The following is a 21,754-nucleotide window of genomic DNA, read 5'->3' as shown; positions in this document are numbered from 1 at the left end:
GGAGAGGGTTAGGGGGCTCACAGAATTAGAGCGTAATCACCAGCTCATTGCCCTGCGCGGTCACCACCACGCCCAGCTCGCTGCCTGCCGGGCTTCCGCCCTGCACGCCCGCTACCTGCTGGATATTGCGCAGGCACAGCGTCCAGCCGCTGGCTTTGCCGTTGCCTTTCACCGTTATCACCTTACCCTGACGTCTCGCGCTCAGCGTATACACCACGGTGCCATCGGCCGCAGGCACTTCACATACCGCTTCATGCCCGTCCTCAAGGTGGAACAGCTGGAACGCGGTGCCTTCATGCCATGCGTAGTTCGGCACCTGGCTGTTATTACCCAGCGCCAGCAGGGTGTTGTCGCGCACATAGACCGGCAGGCTCATAAAATCATGCTGCTGTTTATGCCAGCGGCTGCCCTGCACTTCGTCGTTGTGCCACAGGTGCGTCCAGCGGCCTTCCGGCAGGTAGAACTGCACGTCGCCCGCCTCCGAGAACACCGGCGCCACCGCCAGCGAGTCGCCGAGCATGTACTGGCGGTCGAGGTAATCGCACGCCGGGTCGTCCGGGAACTCCAGCATCATCGCACGCAGCATTGGCGTGCCCTGCTCGTTGGCCAGCGCCGCCTGACGATACAGGTACGGCATCATGCGGCACTTCATTTCGGTAAAGTAGCGCACCACATCGCAGGACTCTTCGTCATACGCCCACGGCACACGATAGGATTTGCTGCCGTGCAGGCGGCTGTGGCTGGAGAACAGGCCGAAGGCGCACCAGCGTTTATAGACATCCGCCGGGGCAGTGTTTTCGAAGCCGCCAATATCGTGGCTCCAGAAACCGAAACCGGACAGGCCAATCGACAGGCCACCGCGCAGGCTTTCCGCCATCGATTCGTAGTTGGCGTAGCAGTCGCCGCCCCAGTGCACCGGGAACTGTTGCGCGCCCACGGAAGCGGAACGGGCGAACAGCACAGCCTCTTCCACACCGACGGTCTCTTTGAGCACGTTCCACACCAGTTCGTTGTAGATATAGGCATAGTGGTTGTGCATTTTCTGCGGGTCGGCGTCGTTGAACCAGCGCACGTCGGTCGGGATGCGTTCGCCAAAGTCGGTCTTGAAGCAGTCCACGCCCATCGCCACCAGGCCTTTCAGCTTGTCGGCATACCACCGGCAGGCTTCAGGGTTGGTGAAGTCATAAATCGCTAGCCCCGGCTGCCATTTGTCCCACTGCCAGACGGAACCGTCCGGGCGCTTGAGCAGATAGCCTTTCTCTTTCAGCTCTTTGAATATTGGCGATTTCTGGCCAATATACGGGTTAATCCACACGCAGACCTTCAGCCCTTTGTCTTTCAGGCGCTGAATCATGCCTTTCGGGTCCGGGAAGGTCACCGGGTCCCACTCGAAGTCGCACCACTGGAAGGCCTTCATCCAGAAGCAGTCAAAGTGGAAGACGTGCAGCGGCAGGTTGCGCTCGGCCATACCATCGATAAAGCTGTTGACCGTCGCTTCGTCGTAGTTGGTGGTGAACGAGGTGGTCAGCCACAGGCCGAAAGACCACGCCGGCGGCAGCGCCGGGCGGCCGGTGAACTGGGTATAGCGGTTCAACACCTCTTTCGGGGTTGGGCCGTCGATGACAAAGTATTCCAGATACTCGCCTTCGACGCTGAACTGCACTTTGGACACCTTCTCTGAGCCAACCTCAAAGGAGACGTTTTCCGGGTGATTCACCAGCACGCCGTAGCCGCGGTTGGTCAGGTAGAACGGGATGTTTTTGTAGGACTGTTCGGTGCTGGTGCCGCCGTCTTTATTCCAGGTTTCAACGTTCTGGCCGTTGCGCACCAGCGCGGTAAAGCGCTCGCCCAGGCCATACACGGTTTCGCCGACGCCCAGATCCAGACGCTCGAACATGTAGTTGCGATTGTCGTTGCTGTCCTGCACATAGCCGTTGTTTTTCAGCTGGCTGCCGGTGATCCGCACGCCGTTGCGCAGGAAATCCAGCGACCAGAACTCACCTTTGGTCACGCGCACGCTGAGGTTGCCGCTTTTCAGCTCGGCAAACCCGGCGGTGTTTTGCATCTGTACCTTCACGTCTTTCAGCACGTTCAGCGGGTAGTGCGGGCCGTTATCCAGCGCGCCCTGGAAATGCTCGATGCGTACGCCCACCACGCCCTCTTGCGGTGAGAAAAAACGCAGGGTAAACATCGGTGTATCCAGCTGCCACGTGCGCTCGCGGACGTCGCGCGGCGCCACGTAGACCACCATTTCATTCCCTTGCTGTTCAACATCAAACACCTGAACAGGATGAATTAAATTCAGACCCGGCTGGGTCAACCAGTTTCCATCACTGATCTTCATGGTTCGTCCTCTTAATTGCCTGTGTTCTGATTTGTAGGTACGCGCCATTGCTGCCGTTCGCGGCGCGCTGATACCGGTTACACTTTTGTAAACCATCCGCTCAGCAAGGTGAATTGCGATATCTCGTTATCAAATTACGTTTCTTGATTTATGTGATCTGGGTTGGCGAGAAGAGTATGTACAGGTGTAACTCACTGATTTATAAGATATTTCTCACACCAACCTACGCAGGTGAGTAAAAAGATGCTGAAAAATGTAAGTAAAGATGTGGTAAGCGGTTGAAAGTAGCTATAATGCGCCCCGCCTCCATGTAGCAATCGAGGCGCGGAAGATCGTCGTCTCCGGTGAGACGATTGGACTTCATTTCCAGTGGTAGCCGCCTGCGGCTCCCGGCAGGTTCGACTCCTGCGGTCTCCGCCAAAATTCACGCGTATCTCCCCCAAATCATCTCCCCGTTTTATCTATACGCTTTCTTAGCGATACCCTTTGTGACTGATACTGTCCCGGTTCGTTTACGCCGTAAGCCTGCGCGTCCAGCGGTCTATAAACACGAGGCTAAATGCCCGCCAGAGGGTCAAATATTCGGTCATCGTGATGTTTTTTACGCCATTCAACGGGCAAGACGTGCGGTAAAGCGCGCGCTGCGCGGCAGACGAAAAATGTAACCATAGGAAAAATAATGGTTTTATCTGGAATGCCAGAGAGCGCAACGGCAACAGGGCGAAAAATGTGCCCTTGGGGGATGTGGTAAATGATTGAAAGTAGATATAATGCGCCCCGCCTCCATGTAGCAATGTAGGCGCGGAAGATCGTCGTCTCCGGTGAGGCGGCTGGACTTCAAATCCAGTTGGGGCCGCCAGCGGTCCCGGGCAGGTTCGACTCCTGTGATCTTCCGCCAATTAGCCTCTCCTGAACTCCCTCGAAGTCAATAAAACCACTATAATGCCTGATAAAACAAGAAAAATAACCCCACCATTGTCGCCTGAAGGTAATCGGCATCAAGTCCTTTATGGGGGTACATTAGGGGGTGTTATTTTCCTTTAAAATATCAGCACCCCCAAAATTGTAAAAATGTGATATATAACAAAGGGTTTTAACGACACCTTTGTTATACAAGGGTTGCATTGGGGGTATCAGGTTAGTCACTGGCGGAAATCCCCTAGAGGATGGATTCATCAAATAGCCGGAGAATGTAATGGCGCTAACCGATGTTAAAGTGAAAACCGCGAAGCCAAAAGATAAGCCCTATAAGCTGACAGATGGCGGCGGCATGTATCTGCTGATTAACGCTAATGGTTCCAAATACTGGCGAATGAAATACCGCTTTGCCAGTAAAGAAAAGATGCTTTCCATTGGCGTATACCCTGATGTTTCCCTGGCTGACGCACGCGAAAAGCGCAGTGAGGCCAGAAAAATACTCTCCGCTGGAGGCGATCCGGGTGAAGTAAAGAAAGAAGAAAAAATCGCCCAGCAAATGAGCCACAAGAATACGTTCGAGGCCATTGCCCGCGAATGGCATCAGACTAAAGCCGATCGCTGGTCATTACGCTACCGCGATGAAATCATCGACACCTTCGAGAAAGATATCTTCCCTCATACGGGAAGACGCCCTATCGTCGATATTAAGCCGATGGACTGGCTTGAGATTCTTCGTCGCCTTGAAAAGCGCGGCGCTTTAGAGAAAATGCGCAAAGTCCGCCAGCGTTGTAATGAAGTCTACCGTTACGCTATCGTTACCGGGAGAGCTGAATATAACCCCGTGTCAGATCTTGCTACAGCTCTGGCAACGCCAAAGAAAACACATTTCCCGTTCCTCACAGTCGAAGAGTTACCACACTTCCTTAAAGATCTGGCCGGATACACCGGTAGTGTTATCACCAAAACCGCCACGCAGATCATTATGTTAACCGGCGTGCGTACACAAGAGCTGCGTTTCGCTCGCTGGGAAGATATCGATTTTGAGAAGAAATTATGGGAGATCCCGGCAGAAGTTATGAAGATGAAACGGCCTCATATTGTGCCGCTCTCAGAGCAGGTTATTACGCTGTTTAAGCAGCTTGAACCAATCTCAAAACATCACCCTCTGGTCTTTATCGGCAGGAACGATCCCCGCAAGCCAATCAGTAAGGAAAGCATTAACCAGGTTATTGAGTTACTGGGGTATAAAGGCAGGCTGACAGGGCATGGTTTCCGCCACACAATGAGCACTATTCTGCATGAGCAGGGCTTTAACTCAGCGTGGATTGAAACGCAGCTTGCGCACGTCGATAAGAACGCGATTCGCGGGACGTATAACCATGCGCAGTATCTTGATGGACGTGGGGAGATGATGCAGTGGTATGCGGATTATATTGGTGAGCTGGGGAAAGGTGGGGCTGTTATAGAAGGGACGTTTGGGAAAACAGCATAAATTAATTAAATAGCCATCTAGCGGTAAAGATGGCTATTTAAATTTTCATGACGCGCATTTCCGATGGGCTGTTTCTGTCAGTCACCAGTGCAATACGGACGGGAGGATACTCAACGCGGGTCTGTAATCGATCCTAAAGTTTGACTATTTTTTTAGCAGAATGGCAGAAGCAGGGTTATTCCTTCCTGGCCTCTACCAAGCCCTAATTCTGCTACAGAATACTACCAGTTTGAGACGCACTAAAAAGATAATTAGTGTGGTACAGATCGCCAAATCTTACCAAATTCAAACTGGTAGCTATCGGTAGTAGGTTTATCTGAGTTTCGCCGAACATACCCACTTTTTAAAATCCGTCAGAAAAAGCTTTTTGGTTGAGCGTGTTAAATAAAGGGATAACATCTTTCAACCCCGCCATAGCATTTGAACGTATTTTTTGAATGACATTTAGCTTCCTCAAAAACTCCATTTGGAGATGATCTGGCGGACAGATAATAGGAAAATTTTCAATGTGTTCCTTGTTTAATTGTCTTTTATCTATTCCACCAACACAAACTTCTCGAATGTGTTCACGATATTCATTTGAGGTTAAAATATATACAACAAATTCATGTGACACTCTTTTTTTTAGTCTTATTAAATAAACGTGACCATTGACATTTGCACTGTTGTCTTCCCCCAAAAACAAAGCCGCACGACCAAGGCTGCTATTTTCTGTATTGAACCGCCCCGTTTTAGTCATCAATATATCTTTATGTTTTAGACTACTTTTCTTTAGACTGTAATGGGTTTTTTCATCAATGTATGCGACATCATCTAGTCTGATATCATTTTTCCAAACATTTTGGCTTCTAAAAAAGGTAATACCTTTATCAACATAAACTTTGCTACCACCTTTAGGTGTTGAGCCACTAGCTATTTTTACAGAGAGCTCCTTTAAAGGTTTTACCTTCCATCCCTTTGGATTGGATACAGGATCGCCAAACATCTTCAGAAACGTAGCGCGCAAAAAATCATCAGACAGGTTGATGGCTTGTTCACGTTTACGATAAATGCTATATCCTTTATTTAGAGCCGCCACACTTTTTTCTTGCTCGCATATTGATGGCAGATAAAATTGATATTCTTTCAGGTAATCAACAGAGACCCGTTTTTGTCCCGCGCTACCTGTCATTTCTCTTGCTGCAGCAATACGGAACTTCTTATTCCAGATGAGATAAAAAATATATTCAGGAAGGATTAACTCTGGAATTGCTCGTAAGACATGAAATTCTGTAGAACCAAAACCAATTTGAGTGTTTAAATTATTTGTTAGGGTTGCTTTACCGTTTTCGAAACAAGGTGTGATTTTTGCCAGTAATACATCACCACGCTCAAAATAAGTAAAACCTTTTTTTGTTTCATGGAGAATACGAGTTTCTTGTAATGAAATTTCACCTTTCTCACTCACTGCTGCCATGGCAAGGAAAGTAACTTCCTGCTCAGGATCAACATTTTTGGGTAGGCGTGGATTTATCGTACATACATCCCCTAACTTCACCATTGACCCACTCACAGCATCTCCTCCAACTCATCCAGATCCGCCAAAATCTCTTTTTCAAGGTCTTTTAACCGCTTTAGTATCACTTGCGGATCTTCATATTCCTCGGCCTGATACACCACTTCTTTATAACGATTGATGGAGAGATCATACTTCTGCGCAGCGATATCTTCTTTCGGCACTACAAACGCCGTCTGTGTGCGATCTTTAAAATCAACGCCCACATCAATCCCTTCCGGGAGCTGTTGTTTCAGCAATGTGGCTAACTTCTCGCCCATAAAGTTATCTACCGGCAAACCACGCAAAGCACGATAGTGCTTCCAGCTCGCCAGCAGATGCGGCAGGTCGTTGTCTTTTATCGAGTTGCGCTTGTCATCCAGGCTGTAGCCGTCATTGTGCAGATCGTAGAACCAAACCTCATCCGTCTGACCGCCTTTGGTGAAGATCAAGATCGCCGTCACCACACCCGCGTAAGGTTTAAATACACCGGAAGGCAGGTTGATCACAGCTTCCAGTTGGTTATCTTCCACCAGCGTTTTACGCAGCGACTGGTGCGCCTTGCTGGAGCCGAACAGCACGCCCTGCGGCACGATAGTGGCACTGCGTCCGCCCACTTTCAGCATTTGCAGAATACGCGCCAGGAACAGCAGCTCAGTTTTCTTGGTTTTCACCATCGCCGACAGCGTTGAATCGATATCTTCCTCATCCAGTGAACCGGTAAACGGCGGGTTCGCCAGTATCAGGTTAAAAGCGTTTTTACTGGCCTGCGGAAAATTGGCGCTGAAACTCTGGCTCATGGTGTCCTGATAGTGAATATCCGGCGCTTCCACGCCGTGCATAATCAGGTTCATGGCGGCGATACGCAGCATGGTGGTGTCGAAGTCATAACCGTGGAACATGTTGTTATCCACATGGTCACGCCACGGTGTCAGCAGATCACCAGTAAAGATTTTTTGCTCTTCCAGTTCACCACGTTCGTTGCTTCCAATTTCGGTATGAATGGATTCCAGTGAGCTGTATTTTTCCAGCAGATATTCATAGCAAGTCGCAAGGAAACCACCTGTACCACACGCCGGATCGCAAATCGTCTCACCACGCGCTGGGTTCGGCTCCATCATCTCAACCATGGTACGAATGATGTGGCGTGGTGTGCGGAACTGACCGTTGATCCCGGCAGTGGTCAACTTGCTTAACAGGTATTCGTAAAGATCGCCTTTAGTATCACCACGATCCAGTGGCAGGTTTTTAATGACCTCCACGGCTTTAGTTAGCAATGAAGGTTTGACGATCTCCAGCCGGGCATCTTTCATAAAGTTGCCTAGCAGCGTAGCCTTCGTTTTATCCGCTTGCCCAAGTTGACGAAAGTGTTGGAATACGCCGTCGCGTACTACGTCCATCATTTCATCTGAGCCCAGATTACTGTAGTGGCTGAAGCGGAACTCCTGCTGCTCTGGTGCGAAGCGCGGTTTAAAATCAATGCCTGCGATTTGTTTACGCTTCTCGTCTCGTTGTTCCTGGGTATCCAGCATCCGGGAGTACATCAGATAGGTGATCTGTTCGATTACGGTCAACGGGTTGGTAATACCACCCACCCAGAAATCTTCCCACAGGCCGTCAATTTTACTTTTTAAGTCACCAGTGATCATTACTAACGTCTACCCTGTTATAAATACAAAAGCCCCGCTGCCGGGGCTTATCATGTGCGTATTATACCGTCGCTGCGTCGGTCACAACACCCAACTCTTCAACTATCTTTTGCAAGCGAGCAATTTGTGCCACGTCCGGGAATACGCCCGCAACGCCTCCCTGGTGAATATGCGTGAACGGCTGTTCAAAGAGCTGCTTCATCTCAATAGTGCCGTAATCACGGATATGATTTTTCAGCAGCGAAAGAAAACGCAGTTGTGGGCTGGTCAGGCTGTTATCGGCGGCGAATTGCGCAAAACGTACCTCCACCGCGTCGCTGTCCATACCTATAATGGTACGTAACAGTTTATCCAAGCTGGCGGTTGCCTGCGGGTAGAACTCTTTCAGCGCCCGGATATCGACGTTAGGATTCTGGATCAGCACCAGTTTTGCTAGTTCGTCCAACTCACTTTGCGCTACCGGCTCGCCGTTGCGAATTTTCTTCAGCACCGGGTTTTGCTGGAACAATGGTTCCAGTGCGCCCTGAACCTGCTGGCGATAAAGTTTGAAATCAATAGAGCGAACGTTGGTTTTACGGGTTTCCGTTTGAATCTGGCCTACATCTTCGGTGATATCCACCTGCACCGGACTGAGACGGGGTGTCGGATCTTTTTCCATCAGATGCATTATACCGCGCAGGTGAATACGAATATCTTCCAGCTCTTCCAGACTGGCCTGCTTCCACCAGCTTAAATCATGAAGCTGATTAATCCGCTGTCCCTGCTGTTGCACCTGTGCCAGATGCGGCGGCAGACGTTCCACTTTCTCGACGATGACCGGCCAGAGCACATCCAGTTCTTCCGGGTTGGTATAACGGGCAGTTTGCGCCGCCAGAATATCCATATCAAAACGCATAGCGTCGCTTTGCCCACGCACGTCCAACCACTGCATCAGTGGGGCCAGGACAGATAGCAAATCCTGCTGCGTTTTCGGGGAAAGCTGGCGCAGCACTTTTTCATCGCTGTACTGCGCTTTTTGCTGCCACTTCTCCTGCACGGCAACCGACTTTTCATCCAACGCGTTGATCTGCTCACGGAGCTGGTGAGCAACTAAATCCACCGCCAGTTTGTCGAACTTACGCTGAGCAGCGGTCCCTAGCGAAATCCATGCTTCGAAGCGTTTTTGCGCCAGCGATTTTGTCGCTGTGGCTTCGGCCTCTTCGGTATGCAGCTCGTGATACTCAAAATTGCCCCAGTGATCGAAGATACGGAATTTCTGTTTATCCAGCGGTTTGCCGTTTTCATCGTTGCCGTATAGCCCCGAACAGAGGCGTGTACCACGGCCAATCATCTGCCAGAATTTCACTTTCGATTTGACCGGCTTGGCAAAGACCAGATTCACAATTTCCGGGACGTCAATGCCGGTATCGAGCATGTCAACGGAGATTGCAATGGTCAGCTCTTTGTTGGTGCTTTCATCCAGCCCTTTGAAATCGTCAATCAGTTGCTCGGCGCGGGGATCGTAGTTGTCGATGACCTGGCAGAAACGTCCGGCAAACTGCGGATACATATCGTCAAACAACTCATTCAGCAGCAGCGCGTGTTTGTGGTTACGGGCAAAAATAATCGTCTTACCGGGAAGTTGCCCATCCGCATCCTTCAGGCCATTTCCCATCAGATTACGCAGAATATGGCGGTTGGTGTCTTTGTTGTAGATCGCGTCATCCAGCGACTTACCCTCAAATTCCAGCGTATTGGGATCAATACCCTGTTCTTCCAGTTCACGGATTTGCGTATCGCTTAACTTCTCCCGTTTAATACCTTCGCGCAGAAATTCTGTGGTGTGCGTGACCACTTCATACGGCACCAGATTATTATCAGCAATGGCATCTTCTAGACTGTAGTTCGCGGTAGGAATGCGCCCCTCACAGCCGAACAGACCGAAAGTGGTTTTGCTGACCATATCGATCGGGGTTGCCGTCAGGCCAATCTGGAGGGCATCAAAATACTTAAAGAGATCGCCATAGACGTTGTAAATAGAGCGGTGGGACTCATCGGCGATGATCAGATCGAAATAACCGACATCAAAATGATCCATGATTTTCATCATACCAGGATAAGTGGCGATGTAGATCCTGGCGTTCTGCCTGTCTGCTTTTTTCGATTTTCCAACTACATACAGCGGCTCATTGGTGAATTGATTAAAGGCATTTGCCGCCTGTTTACGTAGCTCTTTGCGGTCACAAAGAAACAGGACGCGTTTTACCCAGCGGGCATCAATCATCAGTTTGCTTAGCGCAATTGCCACGCGGGTTTTGCCTGTACCTGTCGCCTGAACAATTAACGATTGTCGGTACTTGTTGGTAAACCGTTCGCTGACGCGGGCAATGGTTTCAAGCTGATATAGACGCCCGGCAACAGCTTTACCTTCTTTGTCTTTAACGTGCGGCACGCTGTTTAATGGCAGACGGGTTTCACGTTGTTGAATAAGATATTGCAGGCTTTCCTTGCTGTAGAAGCCAAATACCCGGCGCGGCGGATAGCCGTGAATTTTATGGTCATCCCACAGCCAGATATCGTAGCCATTGGTGTAAAAAATGACCGGACGCTGACCGTATTCTTTTTCCAGCCAGTCGGCGTACAGTCGGGCCTGCATTCGCCCCTGCTCAGCATTGACGCTGGTTTTTTTAGCTTCCACCACCGCCAGCGGTTTGTGTGCCTCATCCCACAAGACATAATCCGCATAACCATCACCGGTTGCGGTAGGCTGTTCTTTAACAGGGTGTTCCTGCGTCACCTGATCGGTATTCTTAAGCTCTTCACCTACATTCCAGTCGGCGGCAAGCAGGCGGGAGTCAATCAGGCGGCGGCGGGTTTCCGCTTCGTCAATGGAGAGGATATCGGCAACATGCTGGTTACGAGCTCTGGCTTCATTCAGGCGCTGAGTGAGGTGTTCGGCCTTCTCCTGCTCCTGTTGTAATGCACGTTGTAATGCCAGTTCGCGCTCGCGGCTTTCATCCTGAGCCCTGATTGCATCTTCCAGACGTTGTTCATCTGCACGACCTGAAGATTGTGTTAACGGAGGGAGAGAAAATTTGGGACAGTCATCAACATTCCCGTGGGCGTAGCGAACATACAGCCAAATCCCCAACAAATACGCTTCTTTGAGCAGCCAGTAGGTATCTTTGGCTTTGATACGTCCACCGTGCGCGGCACGGTTGCCGTGGATACGCAGTGCATCCATTTTCATGATGATGGCGTCCGGCATCATGCTGGTGAATACATCGGCATTCATTAAATCGTACAGATTCGCTTTGATACCTTCCGGCAGTCGCTCCTGACGATATAACCAACGCACCATCAATTCGGTGTAGTTACGCAGTTTCACCAGACAGCTTTCTGGATCGGTGTGAACATAACGTTCCGCCATTAATCCCAGCTCAGCCAGTTCCGGCCACTGGCTGCGCAACATTTCAAAATTGAGAGACTGCTCCATCAATCATCGCCTTATGTCGTGGATACAACAGGATTTCTGGAAAGAATATCACACTAATTTGGCTGGCAAAGTGAGCCCGATGACATATGGCAGGAATGAATAGACTGGTGGAGAAGTTCTCTCTATGGCAAAGAGAGGAAAAGCTAACTTATTAAGTTTAAAAGGCTAATAACGCGTAAAAACCACATACTCATCCATCAGCTTCGTCAACACCGCATTTTTCTCCTGTCGTTGCCCCAGCCAGAAGCAAATATCCACATGATTCATCCGCTTCAGGTTCTCCAGCCAGTCGGTCATCGAAGCCCCCAGCATCAAGTCGTACCAGCACAACCAGATCAGCTTATGACGAATCTCACGCGCCTTAAATCGTGCGGAAAGGCTGATCAACTTATTGGCTATGCGGCTTTGCTTCAATCTGACACACTCACTCAGTAAAACCCCTTCAATCCCGGCATGGGTGAACAGAAGTTCATTTTCGGTTTCAAAACTCATTTGCAAATCGTTCTGGATGGTCAACGGTTCTGGCCGTGCTTTACCATAAATAATTCGGTAGAGGCATTGCGGCACGACCGCAGCCACTGCGCCAGTCTCTGGAAAATGTAACGTTGAGAGCGTAAGAAGATGGCTCGATTGAATATCCGGATGGCACATGCCGTTTCGGACTGCGATATTGGTTAAATCGGCCAACCAGCGTTGGTAGGTGTTAAGTAAATGGTCGTAACGGGCAATGGTTTCTTTCATCGGTAAAGAATCCTTCATCTCTGTAAAACAGACAGCCAGAAACCTCCGCAGCAGGCGGATCGTTAAGCTGGCTGGGGAATATGTGGCAAACACAGGAAAGCGTTACTGACGAGATTGAGCGATACGCTCCTGTAGCCATGCTTCCACTTCACTCTGTAGCCATCGTGAACTTCGCCCCAATTTGATAGGTTTGGGGAATATGCCACCTTTGATGAGTCGGTAAATCCACTTATCACTGACCCCCAGCAGGCGGGTGATGAAAGCCATATCAACAAAGCGATCTTCGAGTAGGGTTGGTTTAACTGCCATGATTTGATTCTCCGGTGGCTAAATAGAAACCGGAGTCGGGGTTATTCTGCTGCCCGCTCCGGCATAGCAACCGGTGGTGCTGTAAAAAATTCGTTATCTTATTTGGCTGTTCTTGGTCTGCCCTGTCGTGCAGGGGCAGGAACCTCATTACATCCCCAAATCAGATTTCCGTTCTTCTGGGATTCTTTCGTCAGATAACTGGCAATACGTCTCAGGCTATTAACGTCTTCGTCGTTGTCATAACCAACGACGTTATTGATATCGTCCTGGTAGCAGTCCTTTGGTTTGCAACGTTCGTATTTCCCTTCGCCGTTCGTTATCTTCAGCCACAATTCACCAGTCTGTTGAATAACCGGAAATGACTTCTGATGCTTCTGCCCTTTAAGATAAAAAATGGCATGAGCATGGATAGCATTTGTCTTTGTCCATTCCAGCACCCAGAAACAACCACAGAGTTGAGGCATTTGCATTACAGCCTGGGTTAACTCCCGAAGGTCATCCTGTATCTCAAATGAGGAATTACGAATGAATCGGTTGGTACCTCGCTGATAATCAAAATCCATTCGAAATGCCAGTATTTTGGAGTGACACATCAGAATCTGATTAAGATGGTGATTGATCATATTCAGGAGGAAATCATTTGGGGTGATTTTTTTAAAATGTGGGTAATGTCTTTGCATTGTTTTATTCCTTTGAATGAGTACAAAGGAACAGCAGGAACTGTTTTTTTGTAATGTAACCGGGGATGTTACCTACCTGACAGATCCAGTTCATTACTATCAGCAATGCGCTCTCCCCTGGTGGGATGGTTGTTATATGCTGAGATCTACTTCCCTATTCCCTATAATACCAATTAACCTTAATTATCAAAAATGCGTTTAAGAACTAGAATACTGCAACGATTTATAACCGGGATATGAAGAGTTTAACGTTATCGAAAGGGGGGCCAGTTCGTAAGGTATGACTGGCGCTCTTGTGATAAGCGGATGTCGGAAACCATATTGACGAGGGAGGTTATTCCGCAAGCAATGTGAAGCACTACTGTAGCAATTCGATGCTCCAACTTATCGACCACATAAAGCACATGCTGAAGGCGGAGCTCTGGCTCAACATCATTCAGTTTGCACGTACCGGCCAGACTGAAGCGAGAGCAATATTGGGGCTCCCACATCAATATCGCCAACACGATTCTCTGATGGCTCCATTTAACCAGAACCCCCATTCCACAGGTGACGCCGAGTGTTTCCGGTAAAACTGCGGGCAATGGTGGTTATGTCACTACCCGGTATACGTTTACCTCTGTCAGTTGAAAATACCCACCGTTCTGCCAACAGAGATGAGCAGTGATTGACTACCGTGAAATAATCGGAGCAAAGCATGGTGTATCACAGCGATGACTGGCACCCGTGACGGGTTGTGAATTGCTGCTGCTCTCTCCGGCATAGGTACCGGTGCAGTTGTAAAAAAGCGGTAGAGATCATTTGTAGCTTTGTTTGGCTAGGCGAGTTGATGAAGCCGCTTCATTACATGTCAGATTCAGTGACCTGTAGCCTGCACTACGTGAGAAAGACGATTACTTGTAACGTTTTTTTGCCTAACAGTATTGATGCCTGCATTGATATAGTATTACTCTGTCTATTTATCGCATAACTTGCTTGTAACTCATTGATTTTTTATTTTTACCATCTAAATGCAACCTACGATTTTACTACGTTTTTATTTTGTTTTTTATGTGATTTTAAATCAATTATTAGTCATTATTTCTATTGTTTTTTTACGATTTCAATACGTAAAATAATCAAACTAAATCACAATGGTTGGTGAAAAAATGAACGAACACAGAAAGGAGTGCGTTGAAGAAAGCCGAGCATGGGAAAAAGAGCGTGCCGAAAAAGAGCGCATCAGGCTCGAAAAGCAATCTTCAGAAAAGTACGCATGGTTGAAAAACAAGCTGAAGTGGTTAAATAAAGAACCAAGGGCTGCATTTTTTTTCTTTTTTTCCCTGGGGATTAATTTCCAAAAATCCAGAAGTGACAGCGTTGTGCCGAAGGCTGAAAACTATGCTGATCCATTATCAGCAGAGGCTCTCGGTACCAAATCACTTAAAATGGCTATTGATAAAACACCAGTTCGGCAACCAGAAGAAAGGGCTACGATTGGTGGGATCACACCGGATTTCGATTTTAATTTTCACCAGGACAAATCTGAATCAGATGCACAGGAGATACTGGAGGTACAAGAAACATCAGAAAAGAACAGTTTGATGAAGACAACACCCAGCACTCAAGAAAATCTGAAAGAAGATATAAATGAAATTATTAAAAAATTGAATGTTTCCAGATTGAATAATAAACCTGCTAATGGGGTTTCCTTCCCTCACTTTGCCCAATATTTTACAGGCGTAGAAGATATTCCTGATTATATCATAAAGACTCTTTCTCGCTTCGATATAGAGAAAGTTATTATTTTTATAAAAGAAACTAAAGACGCTTGGGTAAGCGTTCAGGAGGAATTTCAACAGGCTTTTTCATGGGTGGATATTAAAAATGAACAACAGTGCATTTGGGTTTGGAATACCATGAAGGATAAGGGTGTTTGCCCTCCAATTAATCCACTTAATAATTTTCAGCGCTGGCACTTTATCTGCGCAACCTTCGATTTATGGCAGGGATGGACGAATGAACAGCTGGATGAACTAACGAGAGGTCATAAAAAAATAAGTCCTCAACGCCTTGAGTTAAAGTCATCACTTTGCCCTCCAGGGAAGCATAAGGCAGTCTTGATGGACGAACTGGAAAAAGCATGGGCACTGAAACTATTTCGCAAAAAGAAAAAAGAACATCAGGCAGTTCTGAAACTCCCGGCTAAAATAAAAAAGAAACTCACGAGGCTTTCAGAGAAATACGAGATTTCTGAGTTGGATATGATGGCCCTGCTTATTGAAAGTGAGTGTGTCAGGAATGATCTGTAGAAAATAAAATGCTTTTGTTTATTTAAAAAGAATTCAAATATATATCATCTCCCTGAACATACCTCATTAACGGCAGAACCTAACGATTCTGCCGTTTTTTGTTTTCTTTATCTCAGGAGATGTCATGAAAAATCAGGAAGGCCTGCAGCCCCTGCAGCAATCGCTTTCTGGCCTGCCACAGTGGGCGTCGGAGCGTATTCTGCAGCAGATAAACCAGCTTACTCACTATGAACCAGTGATCGGCATTATGGGTAAAACTGGGGCGGGAAAGAGCAGCCTGTGCAATGCCCTGTTTGCTGGTGAGGTGTCGCCGGTCAGCGATGTGGCGGCCTGTACCCGTGTCCCCCTGCGCTTTCGTTTGCAGGTTGGCGAGCGCTTTATGACTATTGTTGACTTGCCTGGGGTCGGTGAAAGCGAAAGTCGTGATGCGGAATATGCCACGCTGTACCGGCAACAGCTTCCCCGGCTCGACCTGGTACTGTGGCTGATTAAGGCTGATGACCGGGCGCTGGCTGTGGATGAACATTTTTACCGTAAAGTAATTGGTGAGTCATATCGGCATAAAGTGCTGTTTGTTATCAGTCAGTCGGATAAAGTCGAACCTAGAAGCGGTGGTGAACAGCTATCCACAGAGCAGAAACAAAATATCAGCCGAAAAATCTGTCTGTTGCATGAGCTGTTCCAGCCCGTGCATCCGGTGTGCACAGTGTCGATTCGTCTGCAATGGGGGCTTCGTGTGATGGCTGAACGGATGATCCGCTGCCTGCCACGCGAGGCCAGCAGTCCGGCAGCGGTACAGCTCAGTGCGTCACTTCGTACCGATGCCGTTAATAAAAAAGCCCGTGACGATTTTGGTGAAACAATCGGTTCGGTACTGGATACAGTGAGTTCCCTGCCACTGATACCGGCCCCGGTTCGGACAATCATTCAGGCTGTACGCGATACCGTGGTATCGGTCGCCCGTGCCGTCTGGAATTTCTTCTTCTGAATATTTAACCCCTTACATCGTTGTTCTCTGAGCCCTGTCGCGATTGTGCGGCAGGGCTTTTTTGTCTTTGTTTTCCATCATGAGGAGTCTCTTATGACCCGTCTGGCTTCGCGCTTTGGCGCAGCAAATGTTATCCGTCGTGACCGCCCGTTAACCCGCGAGGAGCTGTTTCGTACGGTACCCAGTGTCTTCAGTGAAGACAAACACGCTTCACGCAGTGAGCGGTATACCTATATTCCAACCATCACCCTGCTGGACAGTCTGCAGCGCGAAGGCTTTCAGCCGTTCTTTGCCTGCCAGACCCGGGTGCGCGACCCGGGACGCCGTGAGCACACGAAGCACATGCTACGCCTTCGTCGTACGGGGCAAATCACCGGTAAACAGGTACCGGAAATCATTCTGCTCAATTCACACGATGGCACCAGCTCGTATCAAATGCTGCCGGGGTTATTCCGTGCTGTCTGCACGAACGGGCTCGTCTGCGGTGAATCGTTCGGTGAAGTGCGGGTGCCGCACAAAGGCGATGTGGTGAGTCAGGTGATTGAAGGTGCGTATGAAGTGCTGGGGATTTTTGACCGCGTGGAAGAGAAGCGTGATGCGATGCAGTCGCTGATGCTGTCGCCCCCTGCACAACAGGCGCTGGCACAGGCTGCACTGACGTACCGTTTCGGGGAAGACCACCAGCCGGTTGCACCGTCACAGGTGCTTTCTCCGCGCCGCTGGCAGGATGAAAGTAACGACTTGTGGACCACGTATCAGCGTATTCAGGAGAACCTGATTAAAGGCGGGCTCAGTGGCCGGAGTGCGAAAGGCGGACGAACGCATACCCGTGCGGTGCACGGCATTGACGGTGATGTGAAGCTTAACCGGGCACTGTGGGTGATGGCGGAAGCCATGCTCAGTGGTTTCCGGCCTGCGTGAGTTCACATTTTACCTCTGGCATGGTTATGAAAATGTGAATAAATGACACACCCTGTCATTTCGGGTGCACAGAACTTGCCGGTTAAATCATCCGAAATCCGCGCAGGCTTGATAATCACAGGCTTCATGCACTTCCCAAAATAGTTCCCGCCGTGGACATATCCTGTCAACGCCCTCCTTTAGAATCTTATTTCTTTCAGTCAGTTAACAATACGGAGGAACCACCATGCCACTGACAGAGCGCCGCTACGACAGGCTGGCGGTCAGACTGTCGCTGATTATCAGCCGTCTTGTGGCGGGTGAAACATTAGAGCTGCAAAAACTGGCGACCGAGTTTGATGTATCGGTCCGTACCCTGTACCGGGATTTTCGCGAACGACTGATGTATCTGGACCTCGAATGTCATCAGGGATGCTATCGCCTGCGGACCGGTGCAGGTCCGCAGGGTGAACTGGATGTGCTGACCTTTGCATACCGGGCCGGGTTGGCCGGTATCTTTCCGGGGCTGGACCGGCGTCTGGCGGGCGCACTGCTGGCATCGGATGGAACCCCCTGCCTGGTGTGGCAGTCACCACAGCCGATAACGGCCACCAGCCCGCTGGTATTTTATCGGCTGGTCAGCGCCATTACCGGCAGCCAGCGGGTACTGCTGCTGGCCGACGGTGAACGTTGTGACGGACTGGCCCCGTACCGTCTGATATTTCTCGACGGCTGCTGGTACCTCACCGGTGAACTTAACGGGCATATAACCGTGCATCCTCTGGCGACCATCCATGCAGTGACAATCCTGAACACCACTTTTACCCAGCGAAAACGTCTCAGCCTGTTAACCACTCAGGCAGGCTTTATCCGGGCACTTCCTCACTTCAGCTGTATCCGTGAAGTTTTGTCACAGGCTGCCGATAACGGGGGATCGGGATGAGCTTTGGTTTGATGACCTCTGTTAACAAGGAAAAACAATGACCTGGCATTACGAGATAAATGGCGTACGTCACGACAATGTGACCGAAGACGACATCACCGGCCTGATTGTTCACGGTGAACTGACTGCCGCTACTCTGGTTTGGCGACAGGGAATGACGGAGTGGCAACCGGTCTCCGCCCCCCCACTAGCTTCGGTGCTACTTCAGAGCGCCATACGCCAGCATATGCCCACAGCCCCTGACGCATCAGGGGCTTTATAAGGAGTCTTATAATGAAAAGAAAATCTTTCTCTGCAAATGTGAAATGGAGTTGGTTGGCATTGTCTGTGGCACTGATGGCCCCGACTGCAGCCCAGGCAACCGCCAAAACGGCGGTAGAAGCCAAGAACTGTCAGTCAGAAAACAATACCTGCCCATATTCTTTCGACCTGTACAAAACCGACCCAGCGTACAAAAAGTCGTTTGATGAGACCATGAATCAGAATGGTTTACCGGCGATGCTCGACGAGATGAATGGTCCAGCGGGTCCGATGGAACCAGTAAAAATTGACGGTAAAGTCTACCTGAAAGGTTTTATGTGTGAAGACGGTAACTGTGGTAACCACAATCTGACATTCTTGTACCAGCCTGACCTCAATAACTTCGTGGGCTTCTACAGCAACGGTAAAGATGGGCAGTGGGTTAACACCCCAAGTGATGGTGAGTTGAAAGTTTTACGTGCATTAGTCAATGGGACTGCGGAACCAACACACACGCCAACCGCCACTACCACGTCCAATGATGCACCACCAGCGAATACCATCTGGGAATTTACCGGGGGTAACGGTGACACTCTGTGGAACATGTGCGGCGGTAAACATAACAGTTGTGTGATTGTTGGTAATACCAAACACGTGGCCGCCGTGTTAAATCACAAATCTGCAAGTGGGTGTTCATTAGGTGATTTTTACATCATTGACAAGGATGACCGTTCCTGGCAACAGCGAGATACTGGAACCTGTAGTCCAAATGCCTGGGTGCGCAAAGGCTCCATTAAAGGTGGTCAATATCTGTCTGTTGACATCGGCGTTGGCAACGAAACGGTAATACAATATCCGATCGGGTACTGGTCAGATGTGAAAGAGTTCACTGGCCCAAACCGACCATCCTGGGAAAAAGCAAAACAGGCAGCTAAGCAGTAGGGTTATCGTTACGACACGAAACATACCCTATTTTTCCTTCCTCTCTTTCAGTCCCCTGTCGCTTTTGCGACAGGGGATTTTGCTTTTAAGGTACACCGAATGCCTGAATCTCACATGTTGCCACCAGGACCTTTCACCCGACAGCAGGCTGAAGCTGTTACCCACCGGTATCACGACATCGCCATTGAATACGACCAGGGCAGTCACTTCCTTCTGGTGGTTTGCGACCCTGAAGGCCGGATGGTCTGGCGGGCGTGGAACTTTGAACTGGATGCCGGTACGGCCCTTAACCGGTATATCGGGCAAGATTGCATCCGCAGAGTCTCAGCCACCGACTGACCCCGGCCATTCACTTTACATCCCCGAACGCCCTTTATATACGCCAGCCATCGCCGCTGGCGTTTTTTTTGACGGAGAAACCTTATGACAACACAGACACAGTACGAGCTTGTTCCCGCTAACGAACCGCAGTTCACCCTCAGTGCCACGCAGGTACCCGACGAACAGCGTATCAACTTCTGGCCACAGCACTTCAGCTCCATTCCGCAGTGGATAACGCTGGAGCCGCGTATTTTCTCCTGGATGAACCGCTTCTGTGACGAGTACAGCGGTGGCATCTGGCAGTTTTACACGCTCAGCAATGGCGGAGCGTTTATGGCCCCAGATGCTGATGCTGACGATAAATGGCATCTTTTCAACGGTATGAACGGCAATGGTGCGGAAATGAGCGCGGAAGCTGCAGGCATTGCTGTCTGTCTGATCGAATACAGCCATCACGCCTGTCGCACCGTATGCGATGCCATGACTGAGCATTATTACCGCCTGCGGGACTACGCCCTGCAGCATCCAGAAGCCCACGCCATTCTGCGTATCATCGACTGACTGGAGGAACAACGAATGAAACAGCCTTCCTTTTTACCCGGCGAGATAACACCACAGGACCGGCGTCTCATACAGCGTGCTCTCAGGGTTCTGGACAGGCATCTGCATGAGCCCGGGGTGGCCTTTACCTCCACACATGCTGTCCGTGAATGGCTGCGACTGCATATGGCCGCGCTTGAGCGGGAAGAGTTCCGGGTGCTGTATCTGGACAACCAGAATCAGCTTATTGCCCATGAGACGCTCTTTAGTGGCACGATTAACCGCACCGAGGTCCATCCCCGGGAAGTGGTCAAACGTGCACTGCACTTCAATGCGGCGGCGGTGATACTGGCGCATAACCATCCTTCCGGCGAGACAACGCCCAGCCAGGCTGATAAAGCCCTCACGCAGCGGCTGGTACAGACACTTCAACTGGTGGATATCCGCGTACCTGACCATCTGATTGTTGGTGGCAGGCAAATCTACTCGTTCGCAGAACACGGTCTGCTGTGAGGTATTACATGAAAATTATCAGTAAACGCCGGGCAATGACGATATACCGCCAGCATCCGGCCTCCCGCATTTTTCGATTCTGCACTGGCAGATACCAGTGGCATGGCAGTGTCTGTCATTACACCGGCAGGGACGTTCCGGATATCACTGGAGTCCTGGCTGTGTACGCCGAACGCCGCCAGGACCGCAACGGGCCTTATGCCTGCCTGATGAGTATCACCCTGAACTGACAATAAAGAGGTTATAAATGAGCAACACCACATGGGGCCTACAGCGGGATATCACGCCGCGCCTGGGAGCACGTCTGGTGCAGGAGGGCAACCGGCTGCACTATCTGGCTGACCGGGCCAGTATTACCGGTAAGTTTAGTGATGCCCAATGTCTTAAGCTGGATGTGGTATTTCCACATTTTATCAGCCAGATAGAGTCGATGCTGACCACTGGCGAACTGAATCCCCGTCATGCCCACTGCGTTACCCTGTACCACAATGGTTTCACCTGCGAAGCCGACACCCTTGGCAGTTGCGGCTATGTATACATCGCCGTCTATCCCACTCAACGATAACTAATTTCACGAGAATAAACATGAAAACTCTACCTGCAAAGTCTTTGCGGGCGGCTGAGCCATGCCCGTCACCAGCGATTGTCTGGAAAATATTACTTTCACGCCTGCTGGATCAGCACTATGGCCTGACACTGAATGACACCCCATTCAGTGATGAAACGGTTATTCAGGAACATATCAACGCCGGTATTACGCTGGCTGATGCCGTTAACTTTCTGGTGGAAAAGTACGAACTGGTTCGTATCGATCGCAGAGGGTTTAACTGTCAGGAGCAATCACCTTATCTTCGGGCAGTAGATATTTTACGGGCAAGGTGATCTTGACCCGCCATTTCCGGACAGCTTTTGTATCTTAAGTTAACGATGCCCG

19 protein-coding genes, 2 tRNA genes and 2 pseudogenes are annotated in these 21,754 nt (G+C 49.7%); 15 read left to right on the top strand and 8 right to left on the bottom strand.

What is annotated here, in order from left to right:
* Positions 1–25: 25 nt before the first annotated feature.
* Positions 26–2,344 carry an alpha-xylosidase gene (yicI, locus tag V6942_RS07705; protein ID WP_333501058.1) on the bottom strand — a complete coding sequence of 773 codons (2,319 nt, stop codon included), beginning with the start codon at positions 2,342–2,344 and terminating at the stop codon, positions 26–28.
* A 326-nt stretch (positions 2,345–2,670) separates the two neighbouring features.
* Between yicI and V6942_RS07700 the strand changes: the two genes are divergently transcribed.
* The 3 genes from V6942_RS07700 (at position 2,671) to V6942_RS07690 (ending at position 4,754) form a co-directional block, all read left to right on the top strand.
* Positions 2,671–2,764: transfer RNA gene (locus V6942_RS07700), tRNA-Sec, on the top strand.
* A 383-nt stretch (positions 2,765–3,147) separates the two neighbouring features.
* Positions 3,148–3,242, top strand: a tRNA-Sec gene (locus tag V6942_RS07695).
* 297 nt (positions 3,243–3,539) lie between these two features.
* Complete coding sequence (locus V6942_RS07690; protein WP_063616627.1) at positions 3,540–4,754, top strand: tyrosine-type recombinase/integrase; 1,215 nt, start codon at positions 3,540–3,542, stop codon at positions 4,752–4,754.
* A gap of 43 nt (positions 4,755–4,797) precedes the next feature.
* On the opposite strand, the pseudogene V6942_RS07685 reads toward V6942_RS07690, so the two are convergent.
* From V6942_RS07685 to V6942_RS07655, 7 genes and pseudogenes are all read right to left on the bottom strand, one after another.
* Positions 4,798–4,887: pseudogene (locus tag V6942_RS07685) on the bottom strand (5'-nucleotidase); the annotation flags it as partial.
* A gap of 210 nt (positions 4,888–5,097) precedes the next feature.
* On the bottom strand, positions 5,098–6,306 hold the full coding sequence (locus V6942_RS07680) for a restriction endonuclease subunit S (protein ID WP_333501057.1): 1,209 nt from the start codon (positions 6,304–6,306) through the stop codon (positions 5,098–5,100).
* Positions 6,303–7,937 (bottom strand): class I SAM-dependent DNA methyltransferase, encoded by a 1,635-nt coding sequence (locus V6942_RS07675; RefSeq protein WP_313080510.1) that lies wholly within the window; start codon positions 7,935–7,937, stop codon positions 6,303–6,305. The genes V6942_RS07680 and V6942_RS07675 overlap by 4 nt, the downstream gene beginning before the upstream one ends.
* Positions 7,938–7,998: 61 nt before the next feature.
* Complete coding sequence (locus V6942_RS07670; protein WP_333501056.1) at positions 7,999–11,412, bottom strand: DEAD/DEAH box helicase family protein; 3,414 nt, start codon at positions 11,410–11,412, stop codon at positions 7,999–8,001.
* 165 nt (positions 11,413–11,577) lie between these two features.
* Positions 11,578–12,153: a hypothetical protein gene (locus tag V6942_RS07665; RefSeq protein WP_313080513.1), complete on the bottom strand. Its 576-nt coding sequence runs from the start codon at positions 12,151–12,153 to the stop codon at positions 11,578–11,580.
* 102 nt (positions 12,154–12,255) lie between these two features.
* Complete coding sequence (locus V6942_RS07660) at positions 12,256–12,462, bottom strand: AlpA family transcriptional regulator (RefSeq protein ID WP_313080514.1); 207 nt, start codon at positions 12,460–12,462, stop codon at positions 12,256–12,258.
* 98 nt (positions 12,463–12,560) lie between these two features.
* Positions 12,561–13,142: a rolling circle replication-associated protein gene (locus tag V6942_RS07655; protein WP_313080516.1), complete on the bottom strand. Its 582-nt coding sequence runs from the start codon at positions 13,140–13,142 to the stop codon at positions 12,561–12,563.
* A 1,148-nt stretch (positions 13,143–14,290) separates the two neighbouring features.
* On the opposite strand from V6942_RS07655, the gene V6942_RS07650 reads away from it, so the two are divergent.
* The 12 genes and pseudogenes from V6942_RS07650 (at position 14,291) to V6942_RS07595 (ending at position 21,702) form a co-directional block, all read left to right on the top strand.
* Positions 14,291–15,433, top strand: a complete 1,143-nt coding sequence (locus V6942_RS07650; RefSeq protein WP_089617490.1) for a hypothetical protein — start codon at positions 14,291–14,293, stop codon at positions 15,431–15,433.
* 124 nt (positions 15,434–15,557) lie between these two features.
* On the top strand, positions 15,558–16,421 hold the full coding sequence (locus tag V6942_RS07645) for a GTPase family protein (protein ID WP_333501055.1): 864 nt from the start codon (positions 15,558–15,560) through the stop codon (positions 16,419–16,421).
* A gap of 93 nt (positions 16,422–16,514) precedes the next feature.
* Positions 16,515–17,342, top strand: coding sequence for a DUF932 domain-containing protein (locus V6942_RS07640; protein WP_063617010.1), 828 nt, complete (start codon positions 16,515–16,517; stop codon positions 17,340–17,342).
* Between the two features lie 226 nt (positions 17,343–17,568).
* On the top strand, positions 17,569–18,264 hold the full coding sequence (locus tag V6942_RS07635; RefSeq protein WP_063617011.1) for a hypothetical protein: 696 nt from the start codon (positions 17,569–17,571) through the stop codon (positions 18,262–18,264).
* 37 nt (positions 18,265–18,301) lie between these two features.
* Positions 18,302–18,496: pseudogene (locus V6942_RS07630) on the top strand (DUF4339 domain-containing protein); the annotation flags it as partial.
* 41 nt (positions 18,497–18,537) lie between these two features.
* Positions 18,538–19,446, top strand: a complete 909-nt coding sequence (locus tag V6942_RS07625; RefSeq protein WP_063617013.1) for an Ivy family c-type lysozyme inhibitor — start codon at positions 18,538–18,540, stop codon at positions 19,444–19,446.
* 99 nt (positions 19,447–19,545) lie between these two features.
* On the top strand, positions 19,546–19,785 hold the full coding sequence (locus tag V6942_RS07620) for a DUF905 family protein (RefSeq protein WP_063617014.1): 240 nt from the start codon (positions 19,546–19,548) through the stop codon (positions 19,783–19,785).
* A gap of 84 nt (positions 19,786–19,869) precedes the next feature.
* Entirely contained in the window at positions 19,870–20,328 is a 459-nt protein-coding gene (locus tag V6942_RS07615; protein ID WP_063617015.1) for an antirestriction protein, read from the top strand.
* Between the two features lie 15 nt (positions 20,329–20,343).
* Positions 20,344–20,820, top strand: a complete 477-nt coding sequence (locus V6942_RS07610) for a JAB domain-containing protein (RefSeq protein WP_063617016.1) — start codon at positions 20,344–20,346, stop codon at positions 20,818–20,820.
* 8 nt (positions 20,821–20,828) lie between these two features.
* Positions 20,829–21,050, top strand: a complete 222-nt coding sequence (locus tag V6942_RS07605; RefSeq protein WP_074174356.1) for a DUF987 domain-containing protein — start codon at positions 20,829–20,831, stop codon at positions 21,048–21,050.
* Between the two features lie 17 nt (positions 21,051–21,067).
* The gene (locus V6942_RS07600; protein ID WP_333501054.1) at positions 21,068–21,385 is read left to right on the top strand and encodes a type IV toxin-antitoxin system YeeU family antitoxin; all 318 of its coding nucleotides are present in this window, start codon (positions 21,068–21,070) and stop codon (positions 21,383–21,385) included.
* A gap of 20 nt (positions 21,386–21,405) precedes the next feature.
* Positions 21,406–21,702, top strand: coding sequence for a TA system toxin CbtA family protein (locus V6942_RS07595; RefSeq protein WP_333501053.1), 297 nt, complete (start codon positions 21,406–21,408; stop codon positions 21,700–21,702).
* The last annotated feature ends 52 nt before the right edge of the window (positions 21,703–21,754 follow it).

The sequence above is a fragment of the Kluyvera genomosp. 2 genome (assembly GCF_036759865.1).
Taxonomy (GTDB): domain Bacteria; phylum Pseudomonadota; class Gammaproteobacteria; order Enterobacterales; family Enterobacteriaceae; genus Kluyvera; species Kluyvera ascorbata_B.
This window is presented reverse-complemented; position numbering and strand designations above follow the sequence as displayed.

Bases quoted from the DNA above. Each gene is read 5' to 3' on its own strand.
- yicI (WP_333501058.1), bottom strand. From the start codon at position 2,344: ATGAAGATCAGTGATGGAAACTGGTTGACCCAGCCGGGTCTGAATTTA.
- V6942_RS07690 (WP_063616627.1), top strand. From the start codon at position 3,540: ATGGCGCTAACCGATGTTAAAGTGAAAACCGCGAAGCCAAAAGATAAG.
- V6942_RS07675 (WP_313080510.1), bottom strand. From the start codon at position 7,937: ATGATCACTGGTGACTTAAAAAGTAAAATTGACGGCCTGTGGGAAGAT.
- V6942_RS07670 (WP_333501056.1), bottom strand. From the start codon at position 11,412: ATGGAGCAGTCTCTCAATTTTGAAATGTTGCGCAGCCAGTGGCCGGAA.
- V6942_RS07665 (WP_313080513.1), bottom strand. From the start codon at position 12,153: ATGAAAGAAACCATTGCCCGTTACGACCATTTACTTAACACCTACCAA.
- V6942_RS07660 (WP_313080514.1), bottom strand. From the start codon at position 12,462: ATGGCAGTTAAACCAACCCTACTCGAAGATCGCTTTGTTGATATGGCT.
- V6942_RS07655 (WP_313080516.1), bottom strand. From the start codon at position 13,142: ATGCAAAGACATTACCCACATTTTAAAAAAATCACCCCAAATGATTTC.
- V6942_RS07650 (WP_089617490.1), top strand. From the start codon at position 14,291: ATGAACGAACACAGAAAGGAGTGCGTTGAAGAAAGCCGAGCATGGGAA.
- V6942_RS07645 (WP_333501055.1), top strand. From the start codon at position 15,558: ATGAAAAATCAGGAAGGCCTGCAGCCCCTGCAGCAATCGCTTTCTGGC.
- V6942_RS07640 (WP_063617010.1), top strand. From the start codon at position 16,515: ATGACCCGTCTGGCTTCGCGCTTTGGCGCAGCAAATGTTATCCGTCGT.
- V6942_RS07635 (WP_063617011.1), top strand. From the start codon at position 17,569: ATGCCACTGACAGAGCGCCGCTACGACAGGCTGGCGGTCAGACTGTCG.
- V6942_RS07625 (WP_063617013.1), top strand. From the start codon at position 18,538: ATGAAAAGAAAATCTTTCTCTGCAAATGTGAAATGGAGTTGGTTGGCA.
- V6942_RS07620 (WP_063617014.1), top strand. From the start codon at position 19,546: ATGCCTGAATCTCACATGTTGCCACCAGGACCTTTCACCCGACAGCAG.
- V6942_RS07615 (WP_063617015.1), top strand. From the start codon at position 19,870: ATGACAACACAGACACAGTACGAGCTTGTTCCCGCTAACGAACCGCAG.
- V6942_RS07610 (WP_063617016.1), top strand. From the start codon at position 20,344: ATGAAACAGCCTTCCTTTTTACCCGGCGAGATAACACCACAGGACCGG.
- V6942_RS07605 (WP_074174356.1), top strand. From the start codon at position 20,829: ATGAAAATTATCAGTAAACGCCGGGCAATGACGATATACCGCCAGCAT.
- V6942_RS07600 (WP_333501054.1), top strand. From the start codon at position 21,068: ATGAGCAACACCACATGGGGCCTACAGCGGGATATCACGCCGCGCCTG.
- V6942_RS07595 (WP_333501053.1), top strand. From the start codon at position 21,406: ATGAAAACTCTACCTGCAAAGTCTTTGCGGGCGGCTGAGCCATGCCCG.